The sequence below is a fragment of the Microbacterium sp. Ld4 genome (genome assembly GCF_045066555.1).
Taxonomy (GTDB): Bacteria; Actinomycetota; Actinomycetes; order Actinomycetales; family Microbacteriaceae; genus Microbacterium.
Window position 1 is genome coordinate 623,166 of sequence record NZ_JBISHE010000011.1, and the last position, 23,776, is coordinate 646,941.

The 23,776-nt window shown below is 69.7% G+C and carries 24 protein-coding genes; 9 read left to right on the forward strand and 15 right to left on the reverse strand.

Annotated elements, in window-relative coordinates:
* Window positions 1–5: 5 nt before the first annotated feature.
* Window positions 6–701, reverse strand: a complete 696-nt coding sequence (locus ACJJV7_RS10360; protein WP_405375062.1) for a helix-turn-helix domain-containing protein — start codon at window positions 699–701, stop codon at window positions 6–8.
* Between the two features lie 179 nt (window positions 702–880).
* On the opposite strand from ACJJV7_RS10360, the gene cynS reads away from it, so the two are divergent.
* The gene (cynS, locus tag ACJJV7_RS10365; RefSeq protein ID WP_405375060.1) at window positions 881–1,351 is read left to right on the forward strand and encodes a cyanase; all 471 of its coding nucleotides are present in this window, start codon (window positions 881–883) and stop codon (window positions 1,349–1,351) included.
* Window positions 1,352–1,364: 13 nt separating this feature from the next.
* On the opposite strand, the gene ACJJV7_RS10370 is transcribed toward cynS, so the two are convergent.
* The 3 genes from ACJJV7_RS10370 to ACJJV7_RS10380 form a co-directional block, all read right to left on the reverse strand.
* Entirely contained in the window at window positions 1,365–1,862 is a 498-nt protein-coding gene (locus tag ACJJV7_RS10370) for an HNH endonuclease (RefSeq protein WP_405375058.1), read from the reverse strand.
* A 307-nt stretch (window positions 1,863–2,169) separates the two neighbouring features.
* The gene (locus ACJJV7_RS10375; protein WP_405375056.1) at window positions 2,170–3,042 is read right to left on the reverse strand and encodes a M23 family metallopeptidase; all 873 of its coding nucleotides are present in this window, start codon (window positions 3,040–3,042) and stop codon (window positions 2,170–2,172) included.
* Window positions 3,043–3,277: 235 nt separating this feature from the next.
* Window positions 3,278–3,982, reverse strand: a complete 705-nt coding sequence (locus ACJJV7_RS10380) for an iron dependent repressor, metal binding and dimerization domain protein (protein WP_405375055.1) — start codon at window positions 3,980–3,982, stop codon at window positions 3,278–3,280.
* Between the two features lie 117 nt (window positions 3,983–4,099).
* Between ACJJV7_RS10380 and serC the strand changes: the two genes are divergently transcribed.
* Complete coding sequence (gene serC, locus ACJJV7_RS10385) at window positions 4,100–5,218, forward strand: phosphoserine transaminase (protein WP_405375053.1); 1,119 nt, start codon at window positions 4,100–4,102, stop codon at window positions 5,216–5,218.
* Between the two features lie 63 nt (window positions 5,219–5,281).
* Here the strand turns inward: serC and ACJJV7_RS10390 are convergent, their stop codons facing one another.
* A complete protein-coding gene (locus ACJJV7_RS10390; RefSeq protein WP_405375051.1) occupies window positions 5,282–6,151 on the reverse strand; it encodes a DUF3027 domain-containing protein in 870 nt (289 codons plus the stop codon).
* Entirely contained in the window at window positions 6,135–6,518 is a 384-nt protein-coding gene (locus ACJJV7_RS10395; protein WP_405375049.1) for a cold-shock protein, read from the reverse strand. The genes ACJJV7_RS10390 and ACJJV7_RS10395 overlap by 17 nt, the downstream gene beginning before the upstream one ends.
* Before the next feature lie 103 nt (window positions 6,519–6,621).
* On the opposite strand from ACJJV7_RS10395, the gene ACJJV7_RS10400 reads away from it, so the two are divergent.
* From ACJJV7_RS10400 to ACJJV7_RS10410, 3 genes are all read left to right on the forward strand, one after another.
* Window positions 6,622–6,897 (forward strand): multidrug ABC transporter ATPase, encoded by a 276-nt coding sequence (locus tag ACJJV7_RS10400; RefSeq protein WP_405375047.1) that lies wholly within the window; start codon window positions 6,622–6,624, stop codon window positions 6,895–6,897.
* A 1-nt stretch (window position 6,898) separates the two neighbouring features.
* Window positions 6,899–8,605, forward strand: coding sequence for a helicase-associated domain-containing protein (locus ACJJV7_RS10405; protein WP_405375046.1), 1,707 nt, complete (start codon window positions 6,899–6,901; stop codon window positions 8,603–8,605).
* Between the two features lie 67 nt (window positions 8,606–8,672).
* Window positions 8,673–10,316 carry a DNA repair helicase XPB gene (locus ACJJV7_RS10410; RefSeq protein WP_405375044.1) on the forward strand — a complete coding sequence of 548 codons (1,644 nt, stop codon included), beginning with the start codon at window positions 8,673–8,675 and terminating at the stop codon, window positions 10,314–10,316.
* A 23-nt stretch (window positions 10,317–10,339) separates the two neighbouring features.
* Here ACJJV7_RS10410 and ACJJV7_RS10415 read toward each other — a convergent pair whose 3' ends face one another.
* Entirely contained in the window at window positions 10,340–11,779 is a 1,440-nt protein-coding gene (locus ACJJV7_RS10415) for a type II CAAX prenyl endopeptidase Rce1 family protein (protein WP_405375043.1), read from the reverse strand.
* Window positions 11,780–11,878: 99 nt separating this feature from the next.
* On the opposite strand from ACJJV7_RS10415, the gene ACJJV7_RS10420 reads away from it, so the two are divergent.
* From ACJJV7_RS10420 to ACJJV7_RS10430, 3 genes are all read left to right on the forward strand, one after another.
* Complete coding sequence (locus ACJJV7_RS10420) at window positions 11,879–12,571, forward strand: response regulator transcription factor (RefSeq protein ID WP_405375041.1); 693 nt, start codon at window positions 11,879–11,881, stop codon at window positions 12,569–12,571.
* Window positions 12,572–12,720: 149 nt separating this feature from the next.
* Window positions 12,721–14,340: a sensor histidine kinase gene (locus tag ACJJV7_RS10425; protein ID WP_405375039.1), complete on the forward strand. Its 1,620-nt coding sequence runs from the start codon at window positions 12,721–12,723 to the stop codon at window positions 14,338–14,340.
* 130 nt (window positions 14,341–14,470) lie between these two features.
* Window positions 14,471–14,758, forward strand: a complete 288-nt coding sequence (locus ACJJV7_RS10430; protein WP_405375037.1) for a WXG100 family type VII secretion target — start codon at window positions 14,471–14,473, stop codon at window positions 14,756–14,758.
* Between the two features lie 71 nt (window positions 14,759–14,829).
* On the opposite strand, the gene groL is transcribed toward ACJJV7_RS10430, so the two are convergent.
* The 5 genes from groL to ACJJV7_RS10455 form a co-directional block, all read right to left on the reverse strand.
* On the reverse strand, window positions 14,830–16,449 hold the full coding sequence (gene groL / locus ACJJV7_RS10435; RefSeq protein WP_405375035.1) for a chaperonin GroEL: 1,620 nt from the start codon (window positions 16,447–16,449) through the stop codon (window positions 14,830–14,832).
* Between the two features lie 186 nt (window positions 16,450–16,635).
* Window positions 16,636–17,703, reverse strand: a complete 1,068-nt coding sequence (locus ACJJV7_RS10440) for a DUF3048 domain-containing protein (protein WP_405375033.1) — start codon at window positions 17,701–17,703, stop codon at window positions 16,636–16,638.
* A 23-nt stretch (window positions 17,704–17,726) separates the two neighbouring features.
* Complete coding sequence (locus tag ACJJV7_RS10445; RefSeq protein ID WP_405375032.1) at window positions 17,727–17,930, reverse strand: cold-shock protein; 204 nt, start codon at window positions 17,928–17,930, stop codon at window positions 17,727–17,729.
* Between the two features lie 141 nt (window positions 17,931–18,071).
* Entirely contained in the window at window positions 18,072–18,623 is a 552-nt protein-coding gene (locus tag ACJJV7_RS10450) for a LytR C-terminal domain-containing protein (RefSeq protein ID WP_405375030.1), read from the reverse strand.
* 48 nt (window positions 18,624–18,671) lie between these two features.
* The gene (locus ACJJV7_RS10455) at window positions 18,672–18,932 is read right to left on the reverse strand and encodes a DUF3263 domain-containing protein (RefSeq protein WP_405375028.1); all 261 of its coding nucleotides are present in this window, start codon (window positions 18,930–18,932) and stop codon (window positions 18,672–18,674) included.
* A gap of 89 nt (window positions 18,933–19,021) precedes the next feature.
* On the opposite strand from ACJJV7_RS10455, the gene msrB reads away from it, so the two are divergent.
* Window positions 19,022–19,426, forward strand: coding sequence for a peptide-methionine (R)-S-oxide reductase MsrB (msrB, locus tag ACJJV7_RS10460; protein ID WP_405375026.1), 405 nt, complete (start codon window positions 19,022–19,024; stop codon window positions 19,424–19,426).
* 3 nt (window positions 19,427–19,429) lie between these two features.
* Here the strand turns inward: msrB and ACJJV7_RS10465 are convergent, their stop codons facing one another.
* From ACJJV7_RS10465 to ACJJV7_RS10475, 3 genes are all read right to left on the reverse strand, one after another.
* Entirely contained in the window at window positions 19,430–20,386 is a 957-nt protein-coding gene (locus ACJJV7_RS10465) for a DMT family transporter (protein WP_405375024.1), read from the reverse strand.
* Window positions 20,379–21,407 carry a 6-phosphofructokinase gene (locus ACJJV7_RS10470; protein WP_405375022.1) on the reverse strand — a complete coding sequence of 343 codons (1,029 nt, stop codon included), beginning with the start codon at window positions 21,405–21,407 and terminating at the stop codon, window positions 20,379–20,381. Before ACJJV7_RS10470 ends, ACJJV7_RS10465 begins: the two co-directional genes overlap by 8 nt.
* Window positions 21,408–21,520: 113 nt before the next feature.
* Window positions 21,521–23,674, reverse strand: coding sequence for a DEAD/DEAH box helicase (locus ACJJV7_RS10475; protein WP_405375020.1), 2,154 nt, complete (start codon window positions 23,672–23,674; stop codon window positions 21,521–21,523).
* Window positions 23,675–23,776: the final 102 nt, after the last annotated feature.

Genomic DNA, 23,776 nt, shown 5'->3' on the forward strand with positions numbered 1-23,776 from the left:
CCGCGTCAGCGGATCGAGCGCGCGTACCCGCTCGGCGCCGTCCCGAACCGTCGCCGGAAGGCCCGCGCGAACGTGTCGGAATCGCGGAAGCCCGCGGCGTGCGCGGCGGCGCCCGCCGGCATCCCGTCGATCAGGAGCAGCCGCGCGCGCTCGAGCCGGTGCTCGCGGATCAGCGCCGCCGGGGTCTCGCCCGCGGCGGCCAGCACCGCCTGCAGCGTCCGCACCGAGATGTGGTTGTCGCGCGCGAGCAGATCGGCCGTGAACTCCGGGTCGCGGTGCCGCGCCGCGATCTGCGCGCGCAGAGCGGATGCCGACGGGATCCCCCGCGCGACGGGCGACCCCGGCCGGGGCGTGAAGGCGAGCAGGCGGTACTCGGGCAGCGGCAGGGCCGTCACCGTCCAGTCGACATCGACGGGGTCTCCGGAGCGGGTGAGGAACACCTCCCGGCCGCGCGAGCCGCCGGCGCGCGTCGAGGCGTGCACGATGGGGCACTCGTGACCGGGATACCGCGAGCCGTCGGGGTGGCAGGCGTGCAGGGCGTCGTGACTGGAGGCTCCGACGAGTCCGTGCCGGTCGTCATGGCCGAGCAGGCGGCCCGCCGCATCGTTGACATGGGCGACCGCACCGCCGGGGCCGATGACCCACAGCGGCTGCGTCACGGCATCCATCACCGCGGGAACCCAGTCTTCGAGAGCCGCCATCCCCTCACGGTAGGGATGCCGCTTTGCCGACCCGGGTCGCGGACGTCTCCGCCGTGTTACGAGTCGCGGCGGGGTCGCTGCGCGGATCGACGGCTCCCGTGCGCGGTTTTCCTTCCGGCCGCTCCGGTGCGGGTGGTCGAGTGGAGGAACCGATGTCGCTCGACGAAAAGGACCGAACCATGACGCTCCCCTCGATCATCAGCAAGCAGGCCGCCGGCGCCGTCATCGATGAGATCCGCCGCAAGAACGGGATGTCCTGGCAGGCCGTCAGCGACCTGCTCGGCACACCGCCGGTCTGGACGGCCGCCGCGGTCCTCGGCATGCACGCCGTTCCCGACATCGCCGCCGCGCGCCTCGGCGATGCGCTCGGTCTCGACACCGAACTCGTCGACGCCCTCACCCGTCAGCCCAACCGCGCGGCGGAGGCTGACCTCTCCACCGACCCGACGATCTACCGCTTCCACGAGCTCGTCCAGGTCTACGGGCCCGCACTGAAGGCGCTGATCCACGATCAGTTCGGCGACGGCATCATGAGCGCCATCAACTGCAGCATCACCCTGGACCGAGTGCCGCATCCCGACGGCGACCGCGTCGTCATCACGATCGACGGCAAGTTCCTGCCCTACGCATGGGTCAGCGGCACGGAGTGACGCCGGCCGGCGGTCAGGCCGCGAGCGCCAGGTAGGGCTCCCACGCGGGATCGGAGCGCTCGGTGCCCCGCACCCGCCACTGCGCACCGGTCGGCGGCGTCGGCAGCCAGCGCAGCTCCCATCGCATCTCCTGCGGCGTGCGGTCGCCCTTGAGGTTGTTGCATCTCAGGCACGCGGCGACGAGGTTCTCCCACGAGTCGGCGCCGCCGCGCGAGCGGGGCAGCACGTGGTCGATCGTCGACGCGCTCTTGCCGCAGTACGCGCAGCGGTGCCCGTCGCGCCGCAGCACGCCGCGGCGGGTGACCGGCACGCGGCGCCCGCCCGGAATGCGCACGTAGCGGGTGAGCAAGATCACGGCGGGGCGGTCGAAGACGTCGTGCGCGGCCCAGACCGGATCCTCCTCGACGCGCTCGATGATGGTGGCCTTGTCTGTCATGACGAGCACGAGCGCTCGCTTGAACGACACGACGGCCAGGGGTTCGTATCCTGCGTTCAGCACCAGGGTGCGCATGGGAGTGTCCTCTCGAACGGCCGTGACGGCTTCGGCGGCCTTCCGGTTGCGGCGCGCGTGCGAGAAGAGCAGGGTGCGGGAATGCAAAAAGGCGCTGTCATGAAGACAGCGCCTTTTTCACACGACCGAAGTCGCGGCATCCGTGCACACGATGCCGAAGGACATAACGACCTAGCGCATTCCGGTTTCGAATGCGGGGTTGAGTGTCCATCCGGCCTCCCCTCGGCTCACACGAGCGTCGGGGACAGGGTAATACACCCCGGAGTCGTCCAGGGTCGAGCAGGCGACAACGGATGCCGCGTGTCGATCAGCCGGCGTTGGCCTGCAGCCACGACTCGGCGTTCGCGTACCCGTTGTTGACCCGGATCTCCAGGTGCAGGTGGGTGCCGTTCGCGCGCCCGGTGTCGCCGACCTGGCCGATGAGCTGACCGGCCGAGACCGACTCTCCGACCGAGACGCGGCGCGTGCCGTAGTTCATGTGCGCGTAGAGCGAGGTCACGCTCTTGCCACCGATGTTGTGCGCGATCTTGACGTAGACGCCCCAGCCGGGACCGGCCTCGGAGGACGCGACCACGACGCCGTCGGCGACGGAGTAGATGCCTTCGCCACGGCCGACCATGTAGTCGGTGCCCTTGTGGCCCGCGTAGGGGCGACCGAAGTTGTCGAAGCGCGCGAGCGGGCGCCGGACGAGGCCCGATCCCGGCGAGACGAGCGGCACGCTCGACGAGAACGACGACGATCCGCCGCCGCTGCTCGCACTGCGGGCCGAGCTGGACAGGCGGGCGGCGAGTGCAGCCTTCGCTGCGGCCTCGGCGGCCTCCTTGTCCTTCTTCTTCTTGATCTCTTCGGGCGTGGTGGCCGAGTAGCCGCCGCGGTCGAGGGCTTCGGGGGTCGCCTCGGAGGCGACGACCAGGGACTGCATGTCGTCGGCAGAGACCTGGGCGATGGTGCGGGCCTCGGCGACGTCGCCTCGTCCCGCCGGCAGGAACGCCGGAATGGCGACCGTCGCGACCATGCCCGCGACAGCGGCGATGGTCACGAAGCTGCGCACGGGGTGCGGGCGCGTGCCGTTCGTGCGCTTCGCCGGGGCTTTCGCCACGGGCCTGCGCAGAAGACGAGCGGTTCGGGTGGGTGTCGACGCCTCAAGCGCTTCGGTCGACGGGTGGAGCTGTTCAGCCAAGCTATCCTCCGGCGCCTCCGCATCCCATCGGGCGGGATGCTGGCTCGTCGGTGATCAGTGTCGGGCACAGATGTACGGGTGTCACTGCGGGAATGACGAGCCAGAGAGGCAACTCGCGCAGCGGTCCGAGGCGGGCTTCTCGCCGGTGGACTCTCGAAGGCTACCCGAAGGTAACGAATAAGTCACGCTTCGGACGCCGTCCGGCACCCGCTCCCGGCGGATACCCGGCGCGCGTTCAGGCGGGGCGGGCGTCGACGACGAACAGGTGCGAGGCGACCTCGACCGGAAGCTCGAGCGCTTCTGACGAGCCGTCCATCTCGACGAGGACGTAGCCCTCGTTGTACCGGAACGACCCGGTGCCGCCGGGGACCACACCGGCATCCCTCAACTGGATGAGCAGTTCGGGGTCGACCTGCACGGGCTCGGCGAGGCGGCGGATGCTGGCGGTGATGGGGCCGCCCTCCTCGTTCATCCGGCGGACGAGACCCACGACGCCCGACTCGAACGAGTTGGCGGGGACATCGCCCAGCTGGTCGAGCCCGGGGATCGGGTTGCCGTACGGCGACTCGGTCGGATGGTCGAGGAGTTCGATCAGGCGACGCTCGACGAGCTCGCTCATCACGTGCTCCCACCGGCAGGCCTCATCGTGCACATAGGCCCAGTCGAGCCCGATCACGTCACTGAGCAGGCGCTCCGCGAGGCGGTGCTTGCGCATCACGTCGACGGCCTTCTGACGGCCGGTGCCGGTGAGTTCGAGCTTGCGGGCCTCCGACACGATCACGAGGCCGTCGCGCTCCATGCGGCCGATCGTCTGCGACACCGTCGGTCCGGAGTGGCCGAGTCGCTCGGAGATGCGGGCGCGCAGGGGCGTGATGCCCTCCTCCTCGAGCTCGAGGATCGTGCGCAGGTACATCTCGGTGGTGTCGATCAGGTCGGTCATCACATGCCTTCTCGCGCGGTAAACAGTGCCTGCCCAGCTTATCCGCTCCCCCATCGGCCGCGGCGCGGGGCGTCATAGGGCAGGGGCGACGCCGACCTGGCCCGTACAATCTGACCCATGGCCACTGTTCCGCTCCCGCGCGAGATCCTGCCCATCGACGGTCGATTCGGCTGCGGCCCGTCCAAGATCCGCGCCGAGCAGCTCGAGGCTCTCGTCTCGCGCGGCGCGACGCTGTTCGGGACCTCGCACCGCCAGCTCGCGGTGAAGGACCTCGTCGGTCGCACCCGCGGTGGGCTCGTCGACCTGCTGCGCCTGCCCGACGGCTACGAGATCATCCTCGGCAACGGCGGCTCGACCGCGTTCTGGGACGCGGCGGCGTTCGGCCTCATCGAGAAGCGCGCGCAGAACCTCGTCTTCGGCGAGTTCGGTGGCAAGTTCGCCTCCGCCGCCGGCGCGCCGTGGCTCGAGGCCCCCGACGTGCGCAAGGCCGAGCCCGGATCATCCATCGCGGCCGAGGCCGTCGAGGGCGTCGACGTCTACGCCTGGCCGCACAACGAGACCTCGACCGGTGTCGCGACCGCGATCACCCGCGTCCACGGTGATGACGGTGCGCTGACGGTCATCGACGCGACGAGCGCCGCCGGCGGCATCGACGTCGACATCTCGCAGACCGACGTCTACTACTTCGCCCCGCAGAAGAACCTCGGCTCCGACGGCGGCCTCTGGTACGCCGCGGTGTCGCCCGCCGCCGTCGAGCGCATCGAGCGCATCGCCGCGTCCGGCCGGTACATCCCCGAGTTCCTGAGCCTCAAGAACGCGCTCGACAACTCGCGCCTCAACCAGACGCTCAACACCCCCGCCGTGGCGACGCTGCAGCTGCTCGACTCGCAGCTCGACTGGATCAACGGCAACGGCGGCCTCACGTGGGCGGCCTCCCGGACGGCGGAGTCGTCGAGCGCGCTCTACGAGTGGGCGGATGCCGCGACGTTCGCGACGCCGTTCGTCGAGGCTGCGGCAGACCGGTCGCCCGTCGTCGTCACGATCGACTTCGACGAGACCGTCGACGCCGCCGCCGTCGCGAAGAGCCTCCGCGCCAACGGCATCGTCGACACGGAGCCCTACCGCAAGCTCGGCCGCAACCAGCTCCGCGTCGCGACGTTCGTCTCGATCGAGCCCGACGACGTCCGCCAGCTGATCCGCTGCATCGACTACACCGTGGAGCGCCTGAACGGCTGACCCCTTACGACGACGACCCCGGAGCCGCGGCTCCGGGGTCGTCGTCGTAAGGGGGTGTGACGCTCAGTACTCGCGCAGTTCCTCTTCGGAGTCGCCGTCTTCGTCGTCGTCCGAGTCGTCGTCGTCCGAGTCGTCGTCTGATTCCTCGTCCGAGTCGTCGTCGGTCTCGGAATCATCGTCGTCCGATTCCTCATCGTCAGACTCGTCATCGTCCTGGGCATCGTCGTCGAGCTCGTCGATGTCGACGCCGTCGACATCACCCGCGTGCAGGATCGGCGAGCCGTCGGTGTCGAAGTCCGCGGCATCCAGATCGTCGGTGTCGTCCGAGTCGAGATCGTCGTCGTCTTCGTCGTCCGACTCCTCATCGTCGGCGTCATCCGCGTCGCCCTCGGTCGCGACCTGGGCGGCCTGGTACTCGGCCAGGCGCTCCGCCCACGGCAGCCACTCGGGTGCGAGCAGTGCGCCGTCGCCGGGGAGCAGTTCGACCTCGAGCACCGTGGGTTCGGCGCCCTCGACCACGGCGAGGCTCACGGTCCAGAACCACCCCGGGTAACCGGGCAGACGGTTCGCGAACCGCAGCGACACGACGCCGTCGTTCTCGACGCGGTAGCCGGCAGCCTCGCCGATGCTCGCGGCGGGGGTGACCTCGGCGAGCGCCGAGCGGGCGAGATCGTGCGCCTCGAAGAGCCGCGGATCGGGCTCGACCGGAGCAGCCGTCGGAGCGACCTCCGCGGCCTCGGCCGGAGATTCCGCCGTCACAGCGTCGTCCGCCACAGACTCTGCGGGCTCCGATTCCACGCGCGCGGATTCACCAGGGGTGGATTCCACGGGCGCGGATTCGTTCGTCTCGGTGTCGACGGTCTCGGCCTCGACAGCCGGGACCTCGGATGCCGGAGCCTCGAGGCCCGCGTCGTGCTCAGGCGTCGAGGTCATCGGCTACCTTGCGCAGCACGGCAGCGATCTTCTTGCCCTGTGCGGGGTTCGGGTAACGACCGTGTCGCAGGTCGCCGCCGATGCCGTCGAGGAGCTTCACGAGGTCCTCGACGATGACCGCCATGTCGTCGGCCGGCTTGCGCGACCGCTTGCTGAGGCTGACCGGGGCGTCGAGCACCCGCACGGCGAGCGCCTGGAGACCGCGGCGACCGTCGGCGACGCCGAAGTCGAGCCGGGTGCCGGGCTTGATGGTGGTGGTCCCGGCGGGAAGAGCCGTTGCGTGCAGGAAGACGTCCTGGCCGTCATCTGTCGTGATGAAGCCGAACCCCTTCTCTTCGTCGTAGAACCTGACCTTGCCGGTGGGCATGTCTTTACCTCACTGATCAGCCCGCTCGCGGGCGCGAAAAAATCGGACCGTCTCAGCCCACGAACCAGTCTAGGACACGGCGGCGAGCCGCTACTCTGATCGGATGAGCACAACGCCCGCCCCCGGCGACCTCCCGGTCCGCCGGATCGATCGCATCCTGGCGTTCATGTCGCTCGGCCTGCTGATCCTGGCGATCCTCTGTTTCTTCTCGATCATCATCGGACGCGCTGTCGGGCTCGTCCAAGACGACTTCGCCGAAGGTGCCTGGCCTGTGGTCAGCATGGTGATCCTGATCGCGCCTCCCGTGGCCTTCGGCCTGCTCCTGGCGCTCCTGATCATCACCTTCATCCGAAGGGGTCGGGCCAACAAGGGCCGATGACGTGACCGCTTCGGATGCCCGCGCACTGGCGAACCGCCTCGCCCAGCTCGATTCCGACGCGCTCGCCCGGTTGTTCGACTCCCGTCAGGTCGCCCCGCAGTCGACCTGGTCGGACTTCTTCGACGTCGCCGAGGCCCTGCTCGATCCGGCGCAGACCGCGCGTGCCGTCGCGACCCTGAGCGATCTCGAGGCGCACGCCCTCCTCACCTCGACCGGCGGCGATGCCCCCGTGGCGGAGCCCGTGCGCACCCAGCTCGCGAACCGAGCCCTCATCGACGACGAGGGACGGGCGTACGAACCCCTCCGTGCTGCCCTCGCCGAGGCTTCGCCCCGGCCGTCCACACCGCTGTTCACCGGCGGCGGAGAATCCGACGAAGCCAGCGCGGAGCGGGCGTTCGAGGCGGCGGCATCCCTCGCCGACGTCCTCCACAGCGCCACCAAGACCCCCCTCGCCCGCATCGGCAACGGCGCGCTCAGCGCCGCCGACCGACGACGGCTCGTCGAGGGCGGGGCCGTCGCCGACGCCGCCGACGCCGATCTGCTCGTGGCGATCGCCGACCTCGCCGGGCTCCTCGCCGGCGGGGAGAAGACCTGGCTCGTCACCGACGCCGGCAGCGCGTGGCTGCGCACCCGCACCCTCGAGCGCTGGCACGCCGTGGCGGTGCACCTTCGCGAGCGGATGCCGTCCGCCCTCCGCACCGCCGACGGCGGCTGGCGTGCGCCCGGCGAATGGGCCACCGCGTACCCCTACGACCCGACCTGGGCCGAGCGCGCCGCGCACGTCGCGGCGATCTGGACGTCGTGGGCCCTTGTCGCCCCCGACGGAACCTCGCCCTCCTGGGGTGCGGGTCTCGCCCGCGGCGGGGACGCCGACGTCGAAGCGCTCCGGGCGCTCCTCCCCCACGAAGTCGACCGCGTCTACCTGCAGAACGACCTCACCGCGATCGCGCCCGGGCCGCTCGAGCCGCACCTCGACATGCGCCTTCGCACGATGGCGCGACGCGAATCGCGGGCGCAGGCCTCGACCTATCGCTTCACCGCCGAGACCGTCGGCGCCGCCTTCGCGAGCGGCGAGACCGCGGCATCCCTCACCGAGTTCCTCACCGAACTCTCCTTGACCGGCGTCCCGCAGCCGCTGGCGTACGAGATCGAACGGTCGGCGGCGCGGCACGGCACGCTCCGCGTCGGCCCCGACGGCGCCGGCAGCACCCGGGTCACCGGCGACCGCGACCTCATCGAGGCGCTCGCGGTCGACCAGGCGCTCCGCTCGCTCGGCCTGATCCTCGAAGGCGACGCGCTCGTCACGCGCAGCGGCCCCGAGACCGTCTACTGGATGCTCACCGATGCGCGGTATCCCGTGCTCGCCGTCGGCGCCGACGGTGCGCCGCGCGCGCTCGACCGGCACCAGACCCCCACGGTCGCGGGGCCCGCCCCGACGGCGGCAGATCGGTACGAGACCCTTCTCGGCCGGCTGAAGACGAGCCTGTCGGGTGACGCGGATGCCGCCTGGCTCGAACGTGAACTCGACCACGCGGTCCGCACGCGCTCGGTCGTCGTCATCGTCGTCCGGATGCCGGACGGCAGCACGCGCGAAGTCACCGTCGAAGCCGCCGGGCTCGGCGGAGGCCGCCTGCGCGGGCGGGATCGTGCCGCCGACGTCGAGCGGACCCTCCCCCTGTCGAGCATCGTCAGCGTTCGCCCCGCCTGACGCCCGGGCTGCCGGCATCCCGCCCTCGCGGCCGACGCCCACCCGCGTGCCGGTAGAATTACCCGTTATGGCTAACGGCCCCCTCATCGTCCAGAGCGACCGCACCGTGCTGCTCGAAGTGGCTCATCCCGACGCGGAGAGCGCACGACACGAGCTCGCGATCTTCGCCGAGCTCGAACGCGCTCCCGAGCACATCCACACCTACCGCATCACGCGGCTGGGGCTGTGGAACGCGCGGGCCGCCGGTCACGGCGCCGAAGACATGCTCACCACGCTCGAGACCTGGGCGAAGTTCCCGGTTCCGCCCTCGGTGTCGATCGACATCCGCGAAACGGTCGGCCGTTACGGCCGGCTCGTCATCGAGCGCGACGACGAGGGCACCCTGATCCTCCGCTCGACCGACCAGGCCGTGCTGTCCGAGATCGCCCGCAACCGCCGCATCCAGCCGCTGCTCATCGCGCACCCCACCCCCGACACCTACGTCATCGATGCGTGGGCCCGCGGTCAGATCAAGCAGGAGCTGCTCAAGATCGGGTGGCCCGCAGAGGACCACGCCGGGTTCACACCCGGCACTCCGCACGAGATCGACCTGAACGAGGACGGCTGGACCCTCCGCCCGTACCAGCGCAAAGCCGTCGACATCTTCACCGAGGGCGGGTCGGGCGTCGTCGTGCTCCCCTGCGGCGCCGGAAAGACCCTGGTCGGCGCGGCGGCGATGGCGGACACCAAGACGACCACCCTGATCCTCGTGACGAACACCGTCAGCGCCCGGCAGTGGCGCGACGAGCTGCTCAAGCGCACCTCGCTGACCCCCGAGGAGATCGGCGAGTACTCCGGTCAGGTCAAGGAGGTCAAGCCGGTCACGATCGCGACGTACCAGATCCTCACGGCCAAGCGAAAGGGCGAGTACGCCCACCTCGCGCTGCTCGACGCACTCGACTGGGGCCTCATCGTGTACGACGAGGTCCACCTGCTCCCCGCACCGGTGTTCAAGCTCACCGCCGACCTGCAGGCGCGTCGCCGCCTCGGCCTCACCGCCACGCTCGTCCGCGAGGACGGTCGCGAGGGCGACGTCTTCAGCCTCATCGGCCCCAAGCGCTTCGACGCACCGTGGAAGGAGATCGAGGCGCAGGGCTTCATCTCCCCCGCCGTCTGCTACGAGGTTCGCATCGACCTTCCCGCCTCCGACCGGCTCGAGTACGCGGCATCCGCTGACGACGAGCGCTACCGCATGGCCGCGACCGCCCACGCGAAGATCGGGGTCGCCCGCGACCTCGTCGCCAAGCACGCCGGCGAGCAGATCCTCGTCATCGGTCAGTACCTCGATCAGATCGACATCCTGTCCGAAGAGCTCGACGCGCCCAAGGTCACCGGGTCGACGCCCGTCGACGAACGGGAGCAGCTCTACGATGCGTTCCGCAAGGGGACCGTGCCCGTCCTGGTCGTCTCGAAGGTCGCGAACTTCTCGATCGACCTCCCCGACGCGTCGGTCGCGATCCAGGTGTCGGGCTCGTTCGGGTCGCGTCAGGAAGAGGCCCAGCGCCTCGGCCGACTGCTCCGGCCCAAGTCGAACGGGCACAAGGCGAGCTTCTACACGCTGATCGCGCGGGACACCGTCGACCAGGACTTCGCCCAGAACCGTCAGCGGTTCCTGGCCGAGCAGGGCTACAGCTACACGATCCTCGACGCCGATCGGCTGACCGCCGCCTGACTCCCGCCGTCGGCCGCCGGCCGTCAGTCGGTGCGGGCAGACCCGGTGTCGTCGCCACCCTCTGGGCGGTCGGACGACGCGGGCCCTGCCGGCGCGGCGCTCGGCAGTGTCTGCGGCTGCTCGGGCAGCGGATACCCGGGCGCGTACTCGCCCCACCGGGGTGCCTGTCGTGGCGGCCCTGCCGGCGCGGGCGCCGCAGGAGCGGAGGCCACCGGCGCCTGGCCGTAGGGCGGCTGAGCCGGCTGACCATACGGAGCCTGGGGCGGCTGGCCGTACGGAACCTGAGCCGGCTGACCATACGGAGCCTGAGCCGGCTGACCATACGGAGCCTGCACCGGCTGACCATACGGAGCCTGGGGCGGCTGGCCGTAGGGCGGCTGAGCCGGTTGACCGTGCGGAGCCTGGGGCGCCTGTCCCGGCTGCCCGTACGGGAGCGGTGCGTAGCCGTGAGGGGCGTACGTCGGGTATCCCCCGGCGTACGAGCCGTACGGCATCGGCATCGGCGTGGGCGCGGGCGGGGTCAGTCGGAGGGTGCGACGCTGCGCTCCCCGACGCCAGAGCACCTCCACGAGCGCGACGTAGACGCCGATCATCACGACCGACGAGACCAGGCTGATGATCCCGGTGTCGGTCGCGTTCGGGTCGCTGAGGCCGAAGGTCGACAGGCCGAAGGCGAACAGGTTGTTCACGACGTGAAGGGCGATCGCCGCCTCGAGCCCACCGGTGCGCCAGGTGAGCCAGCCGGCCGCGACCGCGAACACGGCGACACTCGTCTGCCCGAGGACGTCGTAGACATGACCGAGCACGAACAGCGGCACCGGCAGCAAGATGGCCCACGCGGGATGCCGGAGCCACCGGCCGATCATCTGCTGCAGGTACCCGCGGAACACGTACTCCTCCGCGGCGGACTGGAACGGCACGAGCAGCACGATGATCAGCAGCGTCCAGACGAACGCCGGGTTGTCGCCGGGCGCGACGACGTTGCCGCCCGATGATTCGTCGGCCGGGATCAGGAATGTCAGCGCGGAGATCACCACATAGACGCCCACGGCCACGCCGGCGAGCATCAGCATCCATTTCCAGCGGAGCCGTCCCGCCACCGACGAGATGAGCCCGATCCGAGGGCCGTTCACGACGAGCGACGCGAGGAGATACGACGGCCACATGACCGCGATCGACACGAGCAGCAGTGCGGTGAAGAACGGATCGGTGAGGTCGAAGATCGGCACGTTCGCCGAGGTCAGCTTGTCGGCGTACTCCGGGTTCGCGATCGCCACGACCGCGACGATGACGATGAGGACGATGGTGAAGCCCAAGAAGATCACGACGCCGAGAAGGCCCGTGACGAGCGGCGTCCACCAGCCGAAGCCCCGCCGGGCGTAGACCAAACGGTGGAATGCGAGGCCTTCGGCCGTCGCGTCGGCGGGCAGCTCTCGGGGGGCAGGAGGCAGGAGCGCAGTCACCCCTCCATCCTCGCCCACGCCGCGCACCGGGAGCACCGCGATGCCGCACCGCGGAGGAATGTCCAGCAAACCGATGGCATCCGGTGCCAGGATGAACCCATGAATGCAGCGCGCATCCTCGTCGTGGACGACGAGCCGAACATCCGAGACCTGCTGGTCACCAGCCTGCGATTCGCCGGATATCAGGTCCGCGCCGTCGCGAACGGCGCCCAGACCATCTCGGCGGTCCTCGAAGAAGAACCCGACCTCATCATCCTCGACGTGATGCTGCCCGACATGAACGGGTTCAGCGTCACCAAGCGTCTGCGCGGCGCCGGTTACACGGCTCCCATCCTCTTCCTCACCGCGAAGGACGAGACCGAGGACAAGATCGAAGGCCTGAACGCGGGCGGCGACGACTACGTCACGAAGCCATTCAGCCTCGACGAGATCGTCGCGCGCATCCAGGCCATCCTCCGCCGGACGATGCAGGCCGACGAGGAATCGGTTATCAAGGCCGGCGAGCTCACCATGGACCAGGACACGCACGACGTGCAGGTCGGCGATGCCTCCATCGACCTCTCTCCCACCGAGTTCAAGCTGCTGCGCTACCTGATGCTCAACCCGAACCGGGTGCTCAGCAAGGCGCAGATCCTCGACCACGTCTGGGAGTACGACTTCAACGGCGACGCCGGAATCGTGGAGAGCTACATCTCCTACCTCCGCCGCAAGATCGATCCGCACTCGTCGGAGCCGCTCATCCAGACCAAGCGCGGCTTCGGGTACATGCTGAAGGCCGACCGCACCTCCTGACGGAGCATCCCCCGGAGGCGGCACTGGCGCATTCGAGCTCGCACGATCGCGTCACCCTCTGGTGGCGCGGCATCAGCCTGCGCGCGAAGATCACCGGCGTCACCGTCACGATCCTCGCGTTCGGTCTCATCGGCGCCGGCGTCGGCACGATGGTGTTCCTCCGCAACGCGCAGCTGTCGGCGGTCGATCAGTCGCTGACGCAGACCGTCACGACCGATGTCGCGAGCACCATCTTCGACATCGACGTGGCGGACGGCAAAGCGGAGTTCACCTCGACGGGGGCGCCGCCGACCGACTTCCTCGTCGCCGTGTACGACGCCGAGGGCAACCGCGTCGCCGTCGCGGGCGGCGACGCGGCGTTGACCGCCGAGTTCCCCACCTCGTTCAAGATCGACAAGACCTACCTCACCGGCACCGCCCCCTTCGATCTCGCGTCCGCCGACGGCACGGCGCAGTTCCGAGCCAGCGTCGACATCCTGGAGATCCCCGGAGCCCGCGAGTTCTACTCGCAGATGATCGCGCTGCCCCTCAACGAGGTCAACCGGACGATCACGAACTACATCGGCATCTACACGGTGCTGGCACTGTTCGTCATCCTCTGCAGCGCGGTCGTCACCCGCGGGCTGGTCACGCTCGCCTTCCGCGGGCTCGGCCAGGTGGAGGACACCGCGATGACCATCGCGAAGGGCGACTTCAGCCAGCGCATGGGCGACATCGCGCCGGGCACCGAGGTCGGCAGGCTGAAGACCGCGATCAACGCGATGCTCGACAGGATCGACACCGCCCTCGACCAGCGCGACGCCACCGTGCAGCGCATGCGCCGCTTCATCGGCGACGCGAGCCACGAGCTCCGAACCCCACTCGTCACCGTCCGTGGCTACGCCGAGCTGTACCGCATGGGTGCGATCGACGGCCATGAGCAGACCGCCCAGGCCATGGAGCGGATCGAGAAGGAGGCCATCCGGATGGGGGCCCTCGTCGAAGACCTGCTGGCACTGGCGCGCCTCGACGAGCAGCGCGACATCGCGGTGACCGCGGTCGACCTCCGCCCCATCGCCCGCGACGCCGCGCTCGACGCCCGCGCCGCCTCGCCCGACCGAGACGTGACCTTCGTCGGACAGTCGCCGACCGCCACCATCCCGCTCGCGCACCTTCCCGCCGACGGCCCCCAGCCGCGCCGCCGCAGCGGCGGGGCGATCGCGGATGCGACCCGCTCCCTCCTTCGCCGGCGTGGGCGCCCTCACGACCGAACCTCGGATGCCGCGCATCCCCCGCTGTTCACGGAGCCGATCCCCCTGTCGGCCGCGCGGGAAGCGGTGCCGATCGTGCTCGCCGACGAGAACCGGGTCCGGCAGATCGTCGCGAACCTCCTCGGCAACGCCCGGCGGTACACACCCGACGGCTCCCCGATCGAGCTCTCCGTGGGCGTCGACATCGTGCACGAGCGCGGCTGGATCGCCGTGGCCGACCACGGCGAGGGTGTTCCCGAACCGATCCGCGGCAAGATCTTCCAGCGCTTCTGGCGCGCCGACTCCTCACGCACCCGAGAGACGGGCGGCTCGGGCCTGGGACTGTCGATCGTGGCATCCGTCGTCGCCGCACTCCACGGGTCGATCGAGGTCACCGACACCGCGGGCGGCGGCGCCACCTTCACCGTGTCGTTCCCGCTCGCCGTCGACCGCGCCCTCGCGGGCCCCTACCTCGATGTCGCGACGCAGCCGCTGCCGCGGACACCCGCGTTGCCGTCGGCACCACCCACGGCAGAGTAGTCCACGGCGGAGTAGCCCCTCCTCCACACGGCCTCACAGCACCGCCACTCTCCCCCGCCCCCGCAGCATCCGCTCGCCGAGGTACCCGCGCGCCTAGCGTCGCTGACACCACCTCGAAAGGAGCACGACCATGAGCGTCTTCACCGTCGACAGCGACGCCGTCCTCGCCGCCACCGCCACGATCCGCGCAACCGGCGATCGGGTGCAGAGCGAAACCGCCTCGATGCTCGGGCAGCTGACGCAGCTGCAGGGCTCGTGGACCGGAAGCGCGTCCGTCGCCTTCCAGTCCGTGATCGAGCGCTGGCGCGGCGCCCAGCGCGAACTCGACGCGGCTCTCGGCGACATCAGCAGCGCGCTCGGCCTTGTCGGGCAGCAGTACGCCCAGACCGAGCTCTCCGCTGCCGGGCTGTTCCGCTGACGCGTCACCGTCCCACGAACGACGAAGGGCCCCTCCGCGAGGAGGGGCCCTTCGCCTCGATCAGCGTGGGATCAGAAGTCCATGCCACCGGTCGGGTCGCCGGCCGGAGCCGAGACCTTCTCCGGCTTGTCCGCGACGACCGCTTCGGTCGTGAGGAACAGGCCGGCGATCGACGCAGCGTTCTGCAGCGCCGAACGAGTGACCTTGGCCGGGTCGATGATGCCGGCAGCGAACATGTCGACGTACTCGCCCGTGGCGGCGTTGAGGCCCTGGCCCGCGGGGAGTTCGGCGACCTTGTTCGAGACGACACCGGGCTCGAGACCGGCGTTGAGCGCGATCTGCTTCAGCGGAGCCTGGATGGCGACCTTGACGATGTTCGCACCGGTCGCCTCGTCGCCCGTGAGCTCGAGCTTCGCGAATGCCTTCTCGCCGGCCTGGATGAGCGCAACGCCACCACCGGGGACGATGCCCTCCTCGACGGCAGCCTTCGCGTTGCGGACGGCGTCCTCGATGCGGTGCTTGCGCTCCTTGAGCTCGACCTCGGTCGCCGCGCCGGCCTTGATGACGGCGACGCCGCCGGCGAGCTTGGCGAGACGCTCCTGGAGCTTCTCGCGGTCGTAGTCGCTGTCGGTGTTCTCGATCTCGCGGCGGATCTGGGTCACGCGACCCTCGATCTGCGCAGCGTCACCGGCGCCTTCGATGATGGTCGTCTCATCCTTGGTGATGATGACCTTGCGTGCGCGGCCGAGCAGGTCGGTCGTCGCGTTCTCGAGCTTGAGGCCCACCTCTTCGGTGATGACCTGGCCGCCGGTGAGGATCGCGATGTCCTGGAGCTGAGCCTTGCGACGGTCGCCGAAGCCGGGAGCCTTGACGGCAGCCGACTTGAAGATGCCGCGGATCTTGTTGAGCACGAGCGTGGCCAGAGCCTCGCCCTCGACGTCCTCAGCGATGATCAGGAGCTCCTTGCCCTCCTGGATCACCTTGTCGACGATCGGCAGAAGGTCCTTGATGTTGGAGATCTTCTGGTTGGCGATCAGGATGTACGGGTCTTCGAAGACCGCTTCCTGACGCTCGGCGTCGGTGACGAAGTAGGGGTTGATGTAGCCCTTGTCGAACCGCATGCCCTCGGTGAGCTCGAGCTCGGTGCCGAACGTGTTCGACTCCTCGACCGTGACGACGCCTTCCTTGCCCACCTTGTCGATGGCCTCGGCGATCAGGGCGCCGATCTCGGGGTCGGCGGCGGAGATGGATGCCGTGGCCGCGATCTCTTCCTTGGTCTCGATCTCCTTGGCGCCGGCGAGCAGCTCCTCGGAGAGGGCCTTGACGGCCTTTTCGATGCCCTTCTTGAGCGAGATGGGGTCGGCGCCGGCTGCGACGTTGCGCAGGCCTTCGCGGACGAGCGCCTGAGCGAGGACGGTAGCCGTCGTCGTGCCGTCACCGGCGACGTCATCGGTCTTCTTCGCGACCTCCTTGACGAGCTCCGCACCAATCTTTTCGAACGGGTCGTCGAGCTCGATCTCCTTGGCGATCGACACGCCGTCGTTCGTGATCGTGGGGGCGCCCCACTTCTTCTCGAGCACGACGTTGCGGCCACGCGGGCCGAGCGTCACCTTCACGGCGTCGGCCAGGATGTTGAGGCCGCGCTCGAGGCCGCGTCGGGCCTCTTCGTCGAAAGCGATGATCTTTGCCATAAGTGTGTCGTCCCTCCCGGACGTAACGTTCAGTCCCTTGCGCTCAGGGGGCTGAGCGCTGATTCGTTCTGGCACTCGGGATGAGTGAGTGCTAAATCATTCTGGCACTCGACCATGGCGAGTGCAAGCCGCCGCGGCGGCGCTCGAGCCCGAAAGTCGCCCCGCGACCCGTGCCGGGTGGCGCTGTCAGCGAACGGTGGCCGATCCCGCCGTCGGCACCAGCTCGACCCAGGTGCTCCCGGGGGCGAGCTTCACTTCCGACCCGGCGTCGTTGCGCAGCACGATCGGGCTGTCGCGGTCGTCCTTCTGCCAGGTGATCTCCATCGCCGACCCGCCGGTGGACACGGAACCGCGGCCTTCGCCCACGAGCACCGTCTTCGGCACGTCGCCATAGCGGGTGTCGATCCCCACCCGCAGCACCACGACGTTCGTCGCGGTGACCGGGTCGCCGTCCGCCGTCTCGTCGGCGCGGCCGTCCTGCGCCCTCAGGTAGGCACCGGCAGCCGCATCCCACCTCCAGCTGCGCGCGGACACATCCGAGAACTGCAGGTCGAGGCCCGTCGACGGCCGACCGAACACCGGCGCCCAGCCCGACGGGGAGTAGGCGAACTGCGGCTTCGGCGGATTCAGGTGCGCGTACGCGCTCACCAGATCGGTGGCGCGGAGAAGGACGTTGTGAGGGGCAGGCCGGGTGCCGGTCCGCGCCATGAACGCGTCGTCGAGGCCACCGTGGACGGAATTGTGGACGGGCGCATCCTTCATGAGCGCGATGAACTCAGCCCGCCCGCCGGAGTAGGCGATGAGACCTCCGAGCGGAGAGACGATGTCGGGATCCATCGGTCGGATGCTGCGGATCGGCCCGACCTCATCGGGAACGTCGGAGTGCCACACCGCCACGTAGCGGGTGAGGCCGCCCTCGACGAGTTCCTCGTAGACGATGTCCGCCCGGTCGAGCCCGAACTGAGGTCGCGCCTCCCCCACGTTGTCGATCTTCGCGGCCAGCGACGGTCGCATGGCGGCCTCGATCGGCATCTCGGTGCCCCGCAGCGGCGCGGCGACCACCGTGGCCGCCGGTTCCGGCGCCGGCGTGAAGGTCGACACCGAGGACGTCGGCGACGGGGTGGGCGACGGAGCGGCCACCGGAGTCGTCTCCGGTGCGCACCCCACCACCATGGCCAGCGTCAGCACGGCGGGCAGCCCGGCGAGGGAGAGGCGACGCGCGGCACCGCCCCGGTCGGGGCGCAAGGTAGTCACGCAGGCAGGATAGCCCCCGCGGATTACGCGAGGAGACGCACGGCTTCGGCCTGCGGACCCTTCTGACCCGAACCGACGGTGAACTCCACCGCCTGCCCCTCCTCGAGGACGCGGAACCCCGACATCTCGATGTTCGAATAGTGCACGAACACGTCTCCGCCATCGGACTGGGTGATGAAGCCGAAGCCCTTCTCGGCGTTGAACCATTTGACGGTGCCCTGGGTCATGCGATTCTCCTGATGCTCTGGAACAGCGTCAGAATATCCATGCCGCGACGGCGTCATCCGCCGATATCTCGCTTGTTGACACCCGCGCATCGAACTGTTTACGACAGCGAAACACGGAGCGCCGCGGGGCGACGCGGGAGGTCACTCGGTGCGGAAGTCGAGGCCCACGACGATCACGAGCTGCGGCTTCACGCCGTTCTGGGCATCCGCCGCGGAGGGACTCGCGACGACGTCGTAGGTGTCGTCGAGATCCACCTCGGCACCGCCGATCACATCGGCGAGCCCGCGCGCGGCCGCCTCGTCCGCCGGCGTCGGGTAGTAGACCGTCGTCACGGCGAAGTCGTCCGAGCTGGCGTTCACCTCCTGCACCGCACCCTCGGCCCAGCCGCCGCCGATCACGAGCTCGCGGATCTCTCCGCCGAGCCCCTCCTGATCGGTCGCGTTGAGCACGAGCACCGGGTACGAGGCGTCGACCTGGGGTGCGACGGGGCCCTGCGACTGCTGCGTCCCACCGGGGGCGATGCTGAGCCGACCGCTGGCGAGCATCGAGCCGAAGACGCCGAGGAAGATGATGACCACCGTCGCGATCGCCGACCAGAGGAGCACACCGCCGAGGCGGAGTCGCGGGTTCTCGGCCCGGTGTGCGCCGATCCTGCGCGGAGACGCCGGCAGATCATCGAAACGATCGGTCACGGGTTCGGATGAATCCTGGCGGGAAGTCGGGGACGGCACCCGAGAATGCTACCTGCCGCGCGAGGTGGAGACCTGAGCGCGGCCCCGGCGGGCCCGGTCCTGCGCCTCGCGCAGGCGCTGCAGGCGGTGCACCAGGACGGGGTCGTAGGCGACGGCATCCGCGGTGTCGACGAGGCGACCGAGCAGCTGGTAGTAACGTGCAGGCGTCAGCGACAGCTCCACCCGCACCGCTTCCTCCTTCGCGCCGGTGTGCGCGGTCCATCGCGTCTCGAAGTCGAGGATCGCGCGATCGAAGTCGGAGAGGGGCACATGCCCACGGTAACCGGGGTGGCCCGCCGGAGTCGGGAACACGCGGGCGGTTCGTCGGGTTGAATAGGACGAGCGGAAGGATGGACCCCATGAACTATCGCGTGGACAAGACAGACGAGCAGTGGCGCGAAGAGCTGACTCCCGAGCAGTACGCCGTGCTTCGCGAGGCGGGAACCGAGCGGGCCTGGACGGGCGAACTCCTCGACGAGGGTCGCGCCGGGCTCTACGCCTGTGCGGCGTGCGGATCGGAGCTCTTCCAGAGCGGCACGAAGTTCGACTCGCACTGCGGCTGGCCGAGCTTCTACGAGTCGGTCCGCCCCGAGGCGGTCGAGCTCATCGAGGACAACAGCCACGGGATGGTGCGCACGGAGGTGCGCTGCGCGAACTGCGGCTCCCACCTGGGGCACGTGTTCCCCGACGGTTTCGGCACGCCCACCGGCGACCGCTACTGCATGAACTCGCTGTCGCTGTCGTTCACCCCGAAGGCCGACTGACGACTACCGGCGAGTCCGCCAGAACCCCGCGACGAACACCGAGCACAACGCGATCGCGACGGTGATCGATTCGACCGCGAGGCCCGGACTCGCCGGTGCCGGCCACACGGCATCCAGGACAAGGGATGCCACGAGTTGCCCGGACACGGCGGCGAGGCCGAAAAGCAGCACCCCGGTGTGGGCGACGAGCGCCGCCGACATCACGATGTAGACCACCCCGAGAGCGCCGCCGAAGTAGAGCCACGGCTCCCCCGGCAGGGCCCGGGGCGGTCCGCTCGTCGCCGTCACGACGAGAGCCGCCGCCACCAGCAGGATCGTGCCCACCGTGAAGTTGACGAACGTCGCGACTAGCGGCGTGCCGACGCGTTGCCGGAGCCTGCCGTTCGCGGCCTGCTGCCAGGAGAGTCCGACTCCGACGATGAGCGGCAGTGCGAGCAGCCACACGGGCACGTCGCCGATGCCTTCGCCCGCGGTCAGCATGACCGTGACGGCCACGAGGGCGAGCAGACCTCCCACTAGGCGCGGCACCGTAACCGGCACCACCCCGCCCGGGCCGAAGCCGATCCGGTCGATGAACAGACCGCCCACCGTCTGACCGGCCACGAGACCCACGGTGAACAGCGAGACCCCGACGATGCCGACCGTGAGGCTCTGCGTCGCGACCGTGAGCGCTCCTGCGGCGCCGCCGATCAGCATCCACCAGGGAATCGCCCCGTCACGGACGCCGCGCCCGAGCGCGACGAACCCCCGGCGCCCCGACGGCGTCGCCAGGGCGATGACGGTGATGATGACGAGACCGCTGCCGAACGAGATCGACGCAGCGGCCATCGGGTGATCGAGTCGAAGGCCCAGCTGACCGTTCATGCGCGCTTGCACGGCCGTCAGCACGCCAACGAAGACCGCGCCCGTCAGGGCGAGCCAGAGCGGAGGTGACTCGCGGCGGGGCGAGACCTCACCCAAAGAGTGCGGCGGCTTCTTCGTAGCGGTACAACGGCACCGTGTTGAGTTCGCCGAGCGCGTCCTCGAAGGGGACGCGGACGATGTCGGTGCCGCGCATGGCGACCATCTGACCCCACGCGCCGTCCATCACGGCGTCGGCCGCGTGGAGACCCAGACGAGTCGCGAGCACGCGGTCGAATCCGGACGGCGAACCGCCGCGCTGGATGTGACCGAGCACCGTCGAGCGGGTCTCGATGCCCGTGATGCGCTCGATCTCGGGCGCGAGGATCTCGCTGATGCCACCGAGGCGCGGGCGGTTGAAGGCGTCGAGGCCCTTGTCGCTGAACGCCTCGTCCATGCCCTTCAGCGTAAAGCCCTCGGAGACCACGATGAGGGGTGCGCGGCCACGGTCGTGCGCCTTCGTCACCTGCTCGGTGATCTCCTCGATCGACATCGGGACCTCGGGGATGCAGATGACGTGCGCGCCCGCGGCGATGCCGGAGTGGAGGGCGATCCAGCCGACGTGGCGTCCCATGACCTCGGCGACCATGCACCGCTGGTGCGAGTCACCGGTCGTGCGGAGACGGTCCATCGCCTCGCTCGCGATATTGACGGCCGTGTCGAAGCCGAACGAGTAGTCGGTGGCCCGGAGGTCGTTGTCGATCGTCTTCGGCACCCCGAGGACGTTGATGCCGTCCTTGTGGAGGCGGTTGGCCGCCGCGAGGGTGCCTTCGCCGCCGATCGCGATGATGCCGTCGAGCCGGTGACCGTACATCGTCTTCGAGATGTTCTCGGCGCCACCGCGGGGCCCCTCGTACGGGTTGGTGCGGCTCGTGCCGAGGATGGTTCCGCCGACCTTCGACAGGCCCTTGACCTCGTGACGCGTCAGCGGAAAGAAGTCGCCGTCGACGACCCCTCGCCACCCATCACGGATGCCGACGAACTCGATGTCGTAGGCGGTGCTGCCCTTGAGGACCACGCCGCGGATGACCGCGTTCAGTCCAGGACAGTCGCCGCCGCTCGTGAGGATGCCGATCTTCATGAGGGAGGTCCTTCGCGGTTCGGGAGATGCTGAGGGCGACGCTGCCGCCATCGAGCCTATCGCCCGGAGCCGATCGCGGGCCAGCCGACGGTCTGCACCGGCCGGCCTCGCGATCACGCGGCGCCGAGCGCCTGCCGCAGGAGGTGCATGAGCGCCGAGAGCTGCACGGAATCGCTCGACGTGGGGTCGACCGCGTCGCCGTCGAGCGCACGCTGGGCGAGGCCCTGTTTGCTGTCGATGAGCTCGGCGATCTTCGTGTCGATCGTGTGGGCGGCGATGATGCGCCACGCCGTCACGGGCTCACCCTGGCCGATGCGGTGCACCCGGTCGATGGCCTGCGTCTGCTCGGCCGCCGTCCAGCTCAGCTCGGCGAGCACGACGTTCGAGGCCGCCTGCAGGTTGAGTCCGACGCCGGCCGCGGTGAGCGAGCAGACCGCGATCGAGACGTCGGGGTCGCCGTTGAAGGCGTCGATCGCCTGCTGACGGACCGGTGTGGTCTGGTCACCGCGGATCGAGACGGTCCGGAGCCCGGCCGACGCGAAGTGCGCCTCAGCGGCATCCATCACATCGATGTGCTTGGCAAAGAAGACGACCTTGCCGACCGATCGCTGCAGCTGCACCGCGTAATCGGCCGCCAGGTGCGCTTTCGCCTGACCGATGCGACGCACCATGGAGAAGACGTTCTCCGAGCCGGTGCCCGAGGCCTTCGACTCCTCGAGCTCGCCGTGCGCGACCAGACGCACGATGTCGTCGTCGGCCTCGCCGCGGATGAACGTGTCGCCGCGGGCTTCGATGATGCGGCGGTACTTGGCGGCCAGGCGGCCACCCAGCTCGCGCTCCGCGGCGCGGATCGACCGGCCGAACTCGTCGTCCAGTTCCACGGGCAGGTCGGCGACGAGCTTGTCGGGGAGGTCGGCGGCGACGTCCTTCTTCTTGCGCCGGACGATGCCCATCGAGATCACCGCGTCGCGGGCCTCCGGATAGAAGGCTTTGTCTGCAGGCGTGAAGCCCGTGGCATCCAGGCGTTCCATGAGTTCGGGACCGGGCTTCTCGCCGTTGGTCCAGCCGAGGAAGCGCCAGATGGCGTCGAAGTCCTCGACGTCGTTGATCAGGGGCGTACCGGTCAGAGCGAGCAGGAGCGGGTCACGGACCTGCTCGCGGATGCGCGAGGCCAAGGCCAGCACGTTCTGCGAGCGCTGCGACGAGAGGTTCTTGATGAAGTGCGCCTCGTCGACGACCATGCCCTTGAGCCCGACCGAGCTCAGCCAGGACAGGTGCCGGTCGAGGATCTCGTAGTTCACGATGAAGACGTCCGCGAAGGCGTCCATCGTCTCGCCGTCGCCCTGGATGACCGTGGCGCGTCGCTGCGGCGTCCAGCGCTCGACCTCGCGCGCCCAGTTCATCTTGACGACGTTGGGCACCACGACGAGGAGAGGGTAGGCATCGGCGACCGATGCCGCGACCACCGACTGGGCCGTCTTGCCGAGGCCGGGCTCGTCGGCGAGGAGGAAGCGGCGGTGCCCTCCTCGGACGGCCTCGAGGAACCGCGACTGGTGCGGCATGATCTCGAGACCCTTGGGCGACAGCCGGTCGAACTCGGGGACCTCAGGAAGATCCATCGACGCGGCACGGCCACCGGCGCCCGTCTCGAACGCCTTGTACAGCGGGCCCATCAGCTCCCAGCCGTCGAGGCGGCGGCGCGTCGAAGAGACCGGCGGTGCGGTGACCTCGGGGGCGAGGAACGGGTTCGACTCGCGGCGCGCGTCGATCTGCGGCGGCACGACCTGGCGCTGCGCGAGGGCGGCGGGGACGACCGGGGCCTGGACGGGAGCGGCATCCGTGATGATGAGCTCGTCCTCGGCGAGGTCGGCACCCGACTCGAGCAGCCAGTCGCGACGCATGCGGCGGGCGACGGGCGACGCCGCCTGGTCGACCTCGAGCAGCTGGATGAGCGACGTGTCGCGCGCTGCCGTCTTGGCCAGGATCGTGGCGACCCCGTCGAGGCGCTTGAGCAGCTCGGCGCGGGCGCCGTCGGTGATCTCGCCGTCGGCTTTGACGCGGGCGCGCTCCTCGCGCACGAGGAAGGCGATCACCTGGAACTTGACCCTATTGGTGGGGCCGAGCTTGCCGCGCTGCGCCTTGGCCTCGATCTCGCGCACCTTGCGGGCGAGGATCGGGATGAGTGGTGCGTCGTCATCGCGACGTGACGACGAGCCCTTGCGACGTCGCGACGACGTCTTCGGGGCGGTGGATGCCGTGGTCGGCATGCTCCTCCTGAGCGTGACACCGGGGAGCCCGGCGGAACCGCCGCGAGCGACGGATGAATGGACCGCGACAGTGCGCCACGGCGAGGGGGTGTGCCTGGAACC

Bases quoted from the DNA above. Each gene is read 5' to 3' on its own strand.
- ACJJV7_RS10360 (WP_405375062.1), bottom strand. From the start codon at position 701: ATGGCGGCTCTCGAAGACTGGGTTCCCGCGGTGATGGATGCCGTGACG.
- serC (WP_405375053.1), top strand. From the start codon at position 4,100: ATGGCCACTGTTCCGCTCCCGCGCGAGATCCTGCCCATCGACGGTCGA.
- cynS (WP_405375060.1), top strand. From the start codon at position 881: ATGACGCTCCCCTCGATCATCAGCAAGCAGGCCGCCGGCGCCGTCATC.
- ACJJV7_RS10400 (WP_405375047.1), top strand. From the start codon at position 6,622: ATGAGCACAACGCCCGCCCCCGGCGACCTCCCGGTCCGCCGGATCGAT.
- ACJJV7_RS10410 (WP_405375044.1), top strand. From the start codon at position 8,673: ATGGCTAACGGCCCCCTCATCGTCCAGAGCGACCGCACCGTGCTGCTC.
- ACJJV7_RS10470 (WP_405375022.1), bottom strand. From the start codon at position 21,407: ATGAAGATCGGCATCCTCACGAGCGGCGGCGACTGTCCTGGACTGAAC.
- ACJJV7_RS10370 (WP_405375058.1), bottom strand. From the start codon at position 1,862: ATGCGCACCCTGGTGCTGAACGCAGGATACGAACCCCTGGCCGTCGTG.
- ACJJV7_RS10475 (WP_405375020.1), bottom strand. From the start codon at position 23,674: ATGCCGACCACGGCATCCACCGCCCCGAAGACGTCGTCGCGACGTCGC.
- ACJJV7_RS10430 (WP_405375037.1), top strand. From the start codon at position 14,471: ATGAGCGTCTTCACCGTCGACAGCGACGCCGTCCTCGCCGCCACCGCC.
- msrB (WP_405375026.1), top strand. From the start codon at position 19,022: ATGAACTATCGCGTGGACAAGACAGACGAGCAGTGGCGCGAAGAGCTG.
- ACJJV7_RS10425 (WP_405375039.1), top strand. From the start codon at position 12,721: ATGGTGTTCCTCCGCAACGCGCAGCTGTCGGCGGTCGATCAGTCGCTG.
- ACJJV7_RS10390 (WP_405375051.1), bottom strand. From the start codon at position 6,151: ATGACCTCGACGCCTGAGCACGACGCGGGCCTCGAGGCTCCGGCATCC.
- ACJJV7_RS10420 (WP_405375041.1), top strand. From the start codon at position 11,879: ATGAATGCAGCGCGCATCCTCGTCGTGGACGACGAGCCGAACATCCGA.
- ACJJV7_RS10445 (WP_405375032.1), bottom strand. From the start codon at position 17,930: ATGACCCAGGGCACCGTCAAATGGTTCAACGCCGAGAAGGGCTTCGGC.
- ACJJV7_RS10380 (WP_405375055.1), bottom strand. From the start codon at position 3,982: ATGACCGACCTGATCGACACCACCGAGATGTACCTGCGCACGATCCTC.
- ACJJV7_RS10395 (WP_405375049.1), bottom strand. From the start codon at position 6,518: ATGCCCACCGGCAAGGTCAGGTTCTACGACGAAGAGAAGGGGTTCGGC.
- groL (WP_405375035.1), bottom strand. From the start codon at position 16,449: ATGGCAAAGATCATCGCTTTCGACGAAGAGGCCCGACGCGGCCTCGAG.